The 10,205-nt window shown below is 76.4% G+C and carries 12 protein-coding genes; 7 read left to right on the forward strand and 5 right to left on the reverse strand.

The features are described from left to right. Window positions 1-47: 47 nt before the first annotated feature. The 3 genes from FS882_RS03415 (at window position 48) to FS882_RS03425 (ending at window position 2,538) form a co-directional block, all read left to right on the forward strand. The gene (locus tag FS882_RS03415; RefSeq protein WP_158370822.1) at window positions 48-872 is read left to right on the forward strand and encodes an SDR family NAD(P)-dependent oxidoreductase; all 825 of its coding nucleotides are present in this window, start codon (window positions 48-50) and stop codon (window positions 870-872) included. Window positions 873-1,035: 163 nt separating this feature from the next. Next, a complete protein-coding gene (locus FS882_RS03420) occupies window positions 1,036-2,130 on the forward strand; it encodes a phosphotransferase enzyme family protein (RefSeq protein ID WP_158370824.1) in 1,095 nt (364 codons plus the stop codon). Window positions 2,131-2,160: 30 nt separating this feature from the next. Further along, on the forward strand, window positions 2,161-2,538 hold the full coding sequence (locus tag FS882_RS03425) for a nucleotide pyrophosphohydrolase (protein ID WP_222848112.1): 378 nt from the start codon (window positions 2,161-2,163) through the stop codon (window positions 2,536-2,538). A 7-nt stretch (window positions 2,539-2,545) separates the two neighbouring features. Here FS882_RS03425 and FS882_RS03430 read toward each other — a convergent pair whose 3' ends face one another. Beyond that, window positions 2,546-3,436, reverse strand: coding sequence for a ribonuclease Z (locus FS882_RS03430; RefSeq protein ID WP_158371234.1), 891 nt, complete (start codon window positions 3,434-3,436; stop codon window positions 2,546-2,548). Window positions 3,437-3,705: 269 nt separating this feature from the next. On the opposite strand from FS882_RS03430, the gene FS882_RS21310 reads away from it, so the two are divergent. Continuing rightward, window positions 3,706-4,347: an excalibur calcium-binding domain-containing protein gene (locus tag FS882_RS21310; RefSeq protein ID WP_262348039.1), complete on the forward strand. Its 642-nt coding sequence runs from the start codon at window positions 3,706-3,708 to the stop codon at window positions 4,345-4,347. Between the two features lie 11 nt (window positions 4,348-4,358). Here FS882_RS21310 and FS882_RS20835 read toward each other — a convergent pair whose 3' ends face one another. Next, on the reverse strand, window positions 4,359-4,535 hold the full coding sequence (locus FS882_RS20835; protein ID WP_187365111.1) for a hypothetical protein: 177 nt from the start codon (window positions 4,533-4,535) through the stop codon (window positions 4,359-4,361). A 218-nt stretch (window positions 4,536-4,753) separates the two neighbouring features. After that, window positions 4,754-5,176, reverse strand: coding sequence for a DUF2809 domain-containing protein (locus FS882_RS03440; protein WP_158370826.1), 423 nt, complete (start codon window positions 5,174-5,176; stop codon window positions 4,754-4,756). 108 nt (window positions 5,177-5,284) lie between these two features. Between FS882_RS03440 and FS882_RS03445 the strand changes: the two genes are divergently transcribed. After that, the gene (locus tag FS882_RS03445) at window positions 5,285-6,052 is read left to right on the forward strand and encodes an HNH endonuclease family protein (protein ID WP_158370828.1); all 768 of its coding nucleotides are present in this window, start codon (window positions 5,285-5,287) and stop codon (window positions 6,050-6,052) included. Window positions 6,053-6,163: 111 nt separating this feature from the next. Here the strand turns inward: FS882_RS03445 and FS882_RS03450 are convergent, their stop codons facing one another. After that, a complete protein-coding gene (locus FS882_RS03450) occupies window positions 6,164-6,907 on the reverse strand; it encodes a M50 family metallopeptidase (protein ID WP_262348040.1) in 744 nt (247 codons plus the stop codon). Further along, window positions 6,904-7,611, reverse strand: a complete 708-nt coding sequence (locus tag FS882_RS03455) for a DUF2993 domain-containing protein (RefSeq protein ID WP_187365112.1) — start codon at window positions 7,609-7,611, stop codon at window positions 6,904-6,906. Before FS882_RS03455 ends, FS882_RS03450 begins: the two co-directional genes overlap by 4 nt. 240 nt (window positions 7,612-7,851) lie before the next feature. Here FS882_RS03455 and FS882_RS03460 point away from each other — a divergent pair, with 240 nt between their 5' ends. After that, window positions 7,852-9,783 carry an FAD-dependent oxidoreductase gene (locus tag FS882_RS03460; RefSeq protein ID WP_158370832.1) on the forward strand — a complete coding sequence of 644 codons (1,932 nt, stop codon included), beginning with the start codon at window positions 7,852-7,854 and terminating at the stop codon, window positions 9,781-9,783. Window positions 9,784-9,960: 177 nt separating this feature from the next. After that, the gene (locus FS882_RS03465) at window positions 9,961-10,200 is read left to right on the forward strand and encodes an antitoxin (protein WP_147795162.1); all 240 of its coding nucleotides are present in this window, start codon (window positions 9,961-9,963) and stop codon (window positions 10,198-10,200) included. The last annotated feature ends 5 nt before the right edge of the window (window positions 10,201-10,205 follow it).

The raw sequence follows: 10,205 nt of genomic DNA on the forward strand, positions 1-10,205 counted from the left end.
GCGGACCGCTCCGGACCCGGGTCGGCACCCCGACGGCGGAGGACCCCGTGCCCGGACGGACGATCGTGATCACGGGCGCCAGCGACGGCATCGGCGCCGCCGCGGCGCGCCGGCTGGCAGCCGATGGCGAGCGGGTCGTGCTCGTCGGGCGGGACCCCGTGCGCACCGCCGGCGTCGCCGCGGAGCTCGGCGCCCCGCACCACCTCGCCGACTTCGCCGAGCTCGACCAGGTGCGCCGCCTGGGCGCCGAGCTGCGCGAGGCCTACCCGCGGATCGACGTCCTGGCCAACAACGCCGGCGGCATCATGGGGCCGCGCGCGGTCACCGTCGACGGGTTCGAGCGCACCCTCCAGGTGAACCACCTCGCGCCGTTCCTGCTGACGCACCTGCTGCGGCCGACGCTCGTCGCGAGCCGGGCGTCCGTGATCGCGACGTCGAGCGTCGCGGCCGCGCGCTGGGGCCGGATCGACCTCGACGACCTCGGGAACGAGCGTGGCTACCGCCCCGAGCGGGCCTACGGCGACGCCAAGCTCGCGAACGTCCTGCACACGGTCGAGCTCCAGCGCCGGTACGGGCCCGAGGGCCTCGCCGCGGTCGCGTTCCACCCGGGCATCGTCGCCACGAGCTTCGCGAAGGAGACGAGCAGCCTGATGCGGTTCGTCTACCACACCCCCCTGCGCCGGCTGCTGACGATCACCCCGGAGCAGGGCGGCGGCTACCTGGCGGCGCTCGCGGCCGGCACCCCGGGCGTCGACTGGGAGCCCGGCGGGTACCTCGAGCAGGGCCGCGCCGCGGTGCCGCCCCCGCAGGCCGCGGACCCCGACCTCGCCCGACGGCTCTGGGACGTGAGCGCGTCGCTCGTCGGCGTCTGAGGCGGCCCGGGGACGGCGGTGTTTCCGCGGCGTCACCGCCGCCGATCCCGGGTGACACCTGCGTGAAATCCCGGGCGGGCCCCTGTCCCGGCGCGCCGCGCCCCCTCGACACTCGGCTCGGGCCGCACGGCCCGGCGACGACGCGAGCACCCGGGGGCAGACCATGACGACCGACGACACGCTCGGGAGCACCGGGCTCGCGGAGCCGGACCCGCCGTTCGGGCGGCTGGCGGTCGGCGCCCCCGCCCCGCGGTGGTTGCACGCCGCCCTGTGCGCGGCGTGGGGGTGGGACCCGGCCCGGACGGCGATCGCCCTCCTGGCGCTCTCGCACAACGCGACCTTCCGGGTCTCGGTCGGCGGCCGGCCGGTCGCGGTCACCCGGGTCGCGCCCCCGGCCTACATGGAGGACACCGCGGCCGTCGAGTCCGAGGTGGCCTGGATGGCCGCCCTGGGCGAGGCGGGGCCCCTCCGGGTGCCGGTCGTGGTCCCGCCGGTCGACGGCCGGGACGTCGCCGTCGTGCCCGACGACGAGGACCGGCACTGGGTCTGCCTGACCTGGCGGTACGTGCCCGGGCCCTCGCTGGAGGACGCGCTCGCGGGCGCACGGCCCGGCGCGGGGCCCGGTGCCGCGGACCCGGGCGCGTGGCACCGCCGCGTCGGCACCACCGCCGCGCTGCTGCACGAGCACGCCCTGGGCTTCCACCGTCCCCGCGACTTCGTGCGTCCCACCTGGGAGCCCGCGGACCTGGTCGGACCCGGGAGCCGGTGGGGCGCGTGGGAGCAGGCCCGCCTGCCCGCCGCCGACCTCGCGCTGCTGGGCCGCGCCCGCGACGCCGCCCTCGACATCCTCCGCGAGGCGTCGCGCGCGCCCGACTCCTGGGGTCTGGTGCACGCCGACCTGCGGCCCGGGAACCTGCTGCTCGACGGCGACGACGTCACGCTGATCGACTTCGACGACTGCGGGTTCTCCTGGTTCGTCCTCGACCTGGCCGCCGCGCTGTCCTACGTCGAGCACCTGCCCGACGCGCCCGACCGCGCGCAGGCGTGGGTGGCCGGGTACCAGGAGGTGCGGCCGCTGACCCGGCAGGACGCCCGGAACGGCTGCGCGCTGTCGCTGCTGCGCCGGCTGCAGCTGCTGGGGAGGACCGTGACCGACCCCCGCGGCGGACCATCGGGCGCGCTCCGCGCGGAGCAGCCGGCGGGCTCGGTCCTGGTGGCCGAGCGCTACCTGCGTTCTCCGACCTGGCTCCTCGCGTGAGCCGCTGCGGGGGCGTGCCAGGCTGAGGGCGTGACCGACGCATCCACCACCGGGGGCGGGACCGGCGACCTCGCCCGGCTGACCGCGCTCATCCGCGAGTTCAGCGACGAGCGCGACTGGGGGCAGTTCCACGACCCGAAGTCGCTCGTGCTCGCCCTGGTCGGGGAGGTCGGCGAGCTGGCCGAGCTCGTGCAGTGGCTGCCCGCCGGCGACGCGGTCGCGCACTTCGCCGATCCCGACCGCCGGCGGCGCGCCGGCGAGGAGATCGCCGACGTCCTGGTCTACCTGCTGCGGCTCGCGGACGTGCTCGGCGTCGACGTCCTGGCCGCGACGCTCGACAAGCAGGCCGAGGCGCGACGGCGGTTCCCCGTGGACGACGTGCGCGGGGTCGCGCCGCGGCGGGACTGAGCCCGCGTCACGCCGTCGCGCGGCGCCGGGGCAGGCCGAACCGGTCCAGGTCGTGCGCGACGTGCACCGCGGCGGAGCCCGCGGTCGCGCGCGCCTGCTCCCCCAGCGGCCCGAGGTCCTCGTACCGCCCGGAGAAGTGGCTGAGCACGAGCGTGCGCGCGCCGGCCCGCGCCGCGAGCGCCCCGGCCTGCCCCGCCGTCAGGTGCCGGTACTCCGCGGCGAGCTCCGCGTCCTCGTCGGCGAACGTGCACTCCGCCAGCAGCAGGTCGGCGCCGTCCGCGAGCGCCTCGGCACCCGGGCACGGGGCCGTGTCCATGACGACCGCCACCCGCTGCCCGCGCCGCGGCACGCTGACGTCCGCGAGCCGGACCGCCCCCAGCCGCCCGGCGCGCTGCAGCTCGCCCACCGCGGGCCCGGTGATCCCCGCCGCAGCGAGCCGGCCCGGCAGGAGCGTGCGCCCGTCGGGCTCCGCGAGCCGGTAGCCGAACGTCTGCACCCGGTGCCGCAGCGGCTCGACCGCCAGTCCCGGGGCGACCTCGCCCGCCGTCCCGTGCGGGTGCAGGCGCAGGTCCAGCCCCGGCGTCGCGAGCCCGACCAGCGCCCGCACCACCGCCCCGCCCTCCGCCGGGAAGTGCAGGTGCACGGGGTGCTCGACCCGGTCCAGCACCATCCGGGACAGCACCCCGGGCAGGCCGTAGCTGTGGTCGCCGTGCACGTGGGTCAGGCAGATGCGGGTGATCGACGGCGGTGCGACGCCCGCCAGCGTGAGCTGGCGCTGGGTGCCCTCGCCCGGGTCGAACAGGTACGCGTCCCGGTCCCAGCGGAGCAGGTAGCCGTTGTGGTTCCGCGTGCGGGTGGGGACCTGGGAGGCCGTCCCGAGGACGACGAGCTCGCGCACCACGCGGCCAGTGTGGCCGGGCGGGCGGACGGGCGCGAGGCCGTGCGGGAGCCCGGCGACCCGGGCACCGAGCGGGGACCGTCCCGTCGGGTCCCCCGGACGGCGGCACCCGGACGCCGCGCGCTCAACCACCGGCACCAGCCTGCCGATGGGGACCGGGACACGGCCGCGCGGGTGCGGCCCGGATCAGGGGGCACACCATGGCACGTCCGTCCGACCTCAGGCCGGTCCCGCCGGCACCGCACGCAGGGCAGACGGCCGAGGTCCCGGTGGCACCGTCGCCCGCCTCCCCGTGGTCCGGGCCGCCCGCCCCGGGACCCGCCCGCCCGGCACGTCGTCGGCGCGGCGCCCTGCTCGGGGCGGGGGTCGCGGGGCTGGTCCTCGGGCTGGTCGCCGGGATCGGGATCGGCGCAGGCAGCCTGTCCGACGAGCGCGCCGCGGTCGCCGCGGAGCAGGAGCGCCTCGCCGACGTGGACGCCGCGCTCACCGACCGGGAGGCCGACCTGGACACCCGCGACGACGAGGCCACCCGACGGGAGCAGGCCCTCGCCGACGGCGAGGCCACGCAGCAGGCCACGGCGGACCAGCAGGCGGCGCGGGCCGACGAGCTGGCGGCTCTGCAGGCGCAGCTGGACCAGCGCTCCGCCGAGCTCGACACGACCGCCGCGGACGTCGCGGCCCGGGAGTCGGCCGTCGCCGCCCGCGAGGCCGCCGCGTCGAGCGCGCGGGCGTCCTCGTCAGCCGGCACCTCCTCCGGGGGCGGGTCGACGACGGCCTCGTCGGGCGGCGGATCGGTGTACTTCCAGAACTGCGACGCCGCCCGGGCCGCCGGCGCGGCGCCTGTGCACTCCGGCGACCCGGGATACCGCCCCGCGCTGGACCGTGACGGCGACGGCGTGGGCTGCGAGTAAGCGGGCGCGGGTCAGCTCGGAGACGCGGTGCCCTCGGACGCGGGCACCGCGTCCCCGACCCACTCCTGCAGCCGCGCGATGAGCGCGTGCACGTCGAAGCCGCCGAACCGCACCGGCCTGCCGCGACCAGCCACGGTGATCACGACCGACTCCGACCAGGACGGGCGGCCGTGGACGGTGCCGTCCACCGCCCGGACCGCCTCCCGAGGTGCGCGCAGCGGGCGCACCGCCGCTCGACGAGCAGCGCGTCGTCGGTGAGGACGAGCGTCGCCCGGAGGTCGACGACGGCGAGGACCACCGCGTCGTCGCCACGATGCCGCGGGCGCACCGGGACGACCACAGCCCGCGGAACCGTCCTCGTCCCCAGGCCGCGGGCACGTGCCCTCGCGGCGAGCGGTCCCTCGCGTCAGCCTCGGGAGACCGCGGCGCGCCGGGCGCCGCCGATCCGAGAGGCGAGCGCCGTGCCGCACGAGGCGAGCACCACCCCGACCGCGTACCAGAGCAGGTCCGTGGCGACGAACGTCGTGCCGAGCAGGTACCGCAGCGGCGGCCATGCGTCCGCGGCGGCCGCCGGGACGCCGGTGAGCTGCGCCAGCTCGACCGCCCAGCACAGCCCGACTGCGAGGCCGGCCCGGGCCGGGGTCGACCACCGGGGCACGGCGAGCCCGACGAGCAGCGCCACGAGCGCCGCGTACAGGGCGTCCCCCAGCCCGTCGGCGACGGCCCCGGTGCCGTACCGCGCGGTCGCGAGCCCCGCCGCCACGACGAGCACGGCCGCCACCGTGGTTCCCGCCCACGGGCGTCCGCCCTGGTCACACCACGTCCGCACCGCGCCACCTCCCGCACCGACGCTAGGGCGTCCTCGCGGGTCCGGGGCGGCGCGCCGGCCCGGGTCGGGAGGAGGTGTCGTGTCGGTCCCGTGTGCGACGGTTCCGCGGTGACCAGCACCACCCGCACCTCCCGCTCCGCGCTCCCCGCCTCGCCCCGACGCCGGCCGCCGGCGCGGAACCGGAGGGGCCGCGGCGGCGGTCGGCTGGGCTGGGTCTGGCTGGTGCTGGTGGTCGCGGTGGCCCTGGGCGCCGGGATCCCGGTGTGGTCGGACGCCCGCGAGTCCGCGCGGTTCCCGGTCACCGCCGCCGACCTCGACCGTGCCCGCTCCGAGCTCGCCGGCCTGGACGTCAAGGGCCGCGCCCCGAGGACCGGGTACGACCGCGAGCAGTTCGGCCCCGCGTGGGCGGACGTCGACCGCAACGGCTGCGACACCCGCAACGACGTGCTCGCGCGTGACCTCACGGACGTGACGTTCGAGGAGGGGACGCACGACTGCGTCGTCCTCACCGGCACGCTCGCGGACCCCTACACCGACGAGGTGATCGAGTTCGAGCGCGGACCCCGCAGCGCGGAGGTGCAGATCGACCACGTCGTCGCGCTGTCCGACGCGTGGCAGAAGGGCGCGCAGCAGTGGGACGCGGAGACCCGCCGACAGTTCGCCAACGACCCGGCCAACCTGCTCGCGGTCGACGGCCCCGCCAACGGCGCGAAGGGCGACGGCGACGCCGCCACCTGGTTGCCGCCGAGCACCGGGTACCGGTGCGCGTACGTCGTCCGGCAGGTCCGGGTGAAGGCGGCGTACGGGCTGTGGGTCACTCAGGCCGAGCACGACGCGATGGGCCGGCAGCTCGACGGCTGCGCGGTGGCGGGCTGACTCCCCGTCGTGAGGTCGTCACAAGTCGGTCAGGTCGTCACACGGGAGTGACGACCTCAGCAGGGTGTGACGACCTCACGGGTCGCCCCGGCGGAACCGGCCGCACCGACCTCAGAGCAGCGGACGCTCCAGGATCCACGAGCCGCCCAGCACCAGCGCCCCGCCGCACACCAGCAGGAACACCGTCACCCACACGCCGCCCGGCACCCGGGTCAGCCGCGCCAGGACGTCCGCGTCCGAGGTCCCGCGGCCGCGCGCCCGCCGGCGCTGGGACTGCATCTCCAGCACCGCCCGCGGCGCCCCGAGCAGCAGGAACCAGGTCACCGCGTACGCGACCGCGACCTGCACCGCGGCGCTCCCCCACCACGAGACGCCCACCAGCACGACGCCCGTCGCCAGCACCGCCCACAGCCCGTACCAGTTCCGGATCTGGACCAGCACGACCACCAGCACGACCAGCAGCGCCCACAGCAGCCCCACGGCGTACCCCCGGCCGAGCAGCCACGCGGCCCCGAGGCCGAGCAGCGCGGGCCCCACGTAGCCGGCGAAGGCCGTCGCCACCATGCCCGGACCGCGCGGCCTGCCCACGGACACCGTGAGGCCCGAGGTGTCCGAGTGCACCCGGATCCCGGACAGCCGACGGCCGGACAGCACCGCGACCAGTCCGTGCGCCGCCTCGTGCACGATCGTCAGCAGGTGCCGGGAGACGTGCCAGAGCGTCGGGACGGCGAGGCAGAGCAGCGCGGCGCCCAGCGTCCCGAGCAGCACGGCCTGGCCCGGCGCGGGCTGGACGGTGGTGGCGCGGTCCCAGATCTCCCCGGGCAGCGTGCGCAGGGCTTCGAGGAACCCGGTCACAGGCTGTCGAGGGTCACGTCGGCGAGCTCCACGGTCAGGTGCAGGCCGTCCGCCTCGATCACGGCGCCGGTCACCTCGGCGCCGGCCGGCAGCTGGTCCGCGACGTCGACCTCGGCGATCCGCGAGGCCAGGCCGTCGGGGAGCAGCCCGGCGTCGATCGAGAACCCGCCCAGCGACGCGCTGGTGATGGTCGCGACGAGGCCGTCGGCGCCCGCCGGCGCGAGCGCCAGGGTCACGCCGACCGGGACGCCGGCGACGGCGCCGGTGGCCACCAGGGCCTCGCCGTCGACCGCGAGCGCCAGGTCCCAGCCGGTGCGCTCGCGGAGCAGGGACTCCAGCGATGCGGTCGGCACGGTCGCGGTCGCGACGACGTGCTCGGCGCCGCGCGGCTCCCGCACCGCCACGCCGGTCGCGACGACGTCGAGGTCCGTGACGTCGAGCCCGCGCAGCGTCGCGCCGGTGGCGGTGAGGTGCACGTCGTCGAGCGTGCCGCGGGCGAGCTGGGTGAGGAACGGGAAGCCGGTGACGTCGACCTGCGGGTCGGTGGCCCCGAGCTGGGACCGCACCGCGTCGGCGGCGACGTCCTCGGCGATCGAGTGGGTCACGCGGTCGGCGAGCAGGGTCCCGCCGACGAGGACGAGCACGGCGGCGGTCAGGCCGACCACGCATCCGACGCGACGGCGGGGGCTGCGGGTGCGGGTCACGCCCCGAGGGTACGGGCCGGCCACCCCCGCCGGGACCCCGGACGTGGCCCGGCGCAGGACCTTCACCCCGACGACGCATCCGGGTGGTCGCGCGCGTCCACCGGCGCGAACCCGCCCGGATCGGGACGAACGACCCTGCCGACCGCCTGGTCGGTATCCGACGATCGAGGAGTCTCGCTGATCCGTCAGGAATCCCGGCGCCACCCCAGCCGCGCCGCACCCGCCCCAGGAGGACCCGACATGACCGCCACCTTCGACCACGTCCTGCAACCCGGCCGCATCGGCTCGCTCGACCTGCCCAACCGTGTCGCCCTCGCCCCCATGGGCACCGAGATGGGCACCCACGAGGGCCTCATCACCGAGCGCGAGATCGCGTACTACACCGAGCGCGCCAAGGGTGGCACCGGCCTGGTGATGACCGGCATCTCGGCCGTGTCGCAGGACTACGAGGTCATCAACCCGGGCCTGTGCCGCGTCGACACCGACGCCGCGCTGCCGGGCCTGACCGCACTCGCGGAGTCGGTCCACCGCGTCGGCGGGAAGATCTCGCTCCAGCTCACGGCCGGTCTCGGCCGGAACATCAACAACGTGGACCCCGAGCGGCTGCCGATCTCGGCGTCGGACAACCCGCACTACGCGCACCCCGAGGTGCTGTGCCGACCGCTCGAGGTCGACGAGATCCGGGTGATCGTCCGCCGGCATGCCGAGGCCGCCGCCCGCGCCGCGCGGGCCGGGATCGACGCCCTCGACATCCACGGCCACACCGGCTACCTGGTCGACCAGTTCCTGAGCCCGGTGTGGAACCGGCGCACCGACTCCTACGGAGGCTCGACGGAGAACCGGTGCCGGTTCGCCGTCGAGATCATCCGGGCCGTGAAGGAGGCCGCACCCGGCCTGCCGGTGTCGTTCCGGCTGTCCGTCGACCACCGGTTCCCGGGCGGCCGCACCGTCGAGGAGTCGCGGAGGATCGCCGTGGTGCTCGAGGCGGCGGGCCTGGACCTGCTCATCGCCGACGACGGCTCCTACGAGGCGATGGACTACGTGTTCCCGCCGTACTACCTGGGCGACGCGTGCATGGCGCCGGCCGCGAAGGCGATGAAGGAGGTCCTGTCCATCCCGGTGATGGCGGTGGGCAACCTGACCCCGGAGAACGCCGAGGCCGTCATCGCGGCGGGCGAGGCCGACTTCGCGGGCATCGGCCGCGGCCTGATCGCGGACCCCGAGTGGGCGAACAAGCTCCGGGAGGGCCGCCGGGGCGACGTGCGCCCGTGCATCCGGTGCAACGCGATGTGCGTCGGCCACGCGTTCTTCGCCGAGGCGCTGGGCTGCGCGGTCAACCCGCAGGTCGGCTTCGAGCGCGAGCGGGTGCTCACGATCGCGCCCCGGCCGAAGCACGTCGTCGTCGTGGGCGGCGGCCCCGGCGGGCTGGAGGCCGCCCGGGTGGCGGGCCTCCGCGGCCACCGCGTGGACCTGTACGAGAAGGGCTCGAACCTCGGGGGCGTGCTGTGGCCCGCCGCGACGCCGGAGTTCAAGAAGGAGCTGCGCGGCATGGTCGGCTGGTGGGAGCGGCAGCTCGCCGACCTGCCCGTCACGGTGCACCTGGGCACGGAGATCACCGCCTGCTCCCCGGAGCTCGACGGCGCGGACCAGATCATCGTCGCGACCGGCTCGCTGCCGATCGTGCCGCGGTCGATCCCCGGCATCGACGGCCCGAACGTGGTCGAGGTGCTGGACTTCCACCTCGGCACCCCGGTCGGGCAGCGGGTCGTCGTCGCCGGCGGCGGCCTGTCCGGCGCGGACTCCGCTCTGGAGCTCGCCCAGGCCGGCCACGAGGTGACGATCGTCGAGATGGCGTCCGAGCTCGCGAAGGACATGATCGTCATCAACCGGATCACGCTGCTCCGGCAGCTGGCCGAGGCGGGCGTACGGATCCTCACCGGCCACACCGTCACCGCGATCGACGAGAAGGGCCTCTCCGCGACCGGCCCCGACGGCGAGCAGGTCCACGTCGACGCCGACACCGTCCTGTCGGCGTTCGGCGTCCGCCCGAACACCGCGCTGCCGGAGGCGCTCGCCGGCCGCGCGGACGTGGTCCCGGTGGGCGACTGCGTCAAGCCGGCGAAGGTCGGCGAGGCGATCAACGCGGGCTTCCTGGCGGCCTACGCGATCTGACCCGCCGACTCTCCTCGCCGAGATAGGACCTCTCGTCCGAGGTAGGACCGCGCACGGTCCTATCTCGGCGCGGCGGTCCTCTCTCGGCGAGGGAGGGGACCGCCGCCCGGTTGCGGGGGTCCGGGGCCCGACGTTGACTCGTGGCAGGCATCCACCTGCGCCACGACGGGAGCGGACATGGGCATCGGGGACTTCGTCGACAAGGCCAAGAAGGCCGTCGCCGGCAACGAGGACAAGATCGCGGGCGCGATCGACAAGGCCGCCGACGCGGTGAAGTCCCGCACCTCGGACTCCACCGACCGCAAGGTCGACCAGGCCACCGCGAAGGCGCGCGACTTCCTCGAGAAGCAGAAGCGCGAGGGCACCCACGAACCGCCGGTGCGGCACCCGGAGCGCACCGACCCGCCCGCCCTCTGAGCCGC

This window comes from Cellulosimicrobium cellulans (assembly GCF_007679345.1).
Classification (GTDB): Bacteria; Actinomycetota; Actinomycetes; order Actinomycetales; family Cellulomonadaceae; genus Cellulomonas; species Cellulomonas cellulans_A.

Excerpts from the sequence above, each read along its gene's own strand:
- FS882_RS03460 (WP_158370832.1), top strand. The coding sequence starts at position 7,852 with ATGACCGCCACCTTCGACCACGTCCTGCAACCCGGCCGCATCGGCTCG.
- FS882_RS03420 (WP_158370824.1), top strand. The coding sequence starts at position 1,036 with ATGACGACCGACGACACGCTCGGGAGCACCGGGCTCGCGGAGCCGGAC.
- FS882_RS03465 (WP_147795162.1), top strand. The coding sequence starts at position 9,961 with ATGGGCATCGGGGACTTCGTCGACAAGGCCAAGAAGGCCGTCGCCGGC.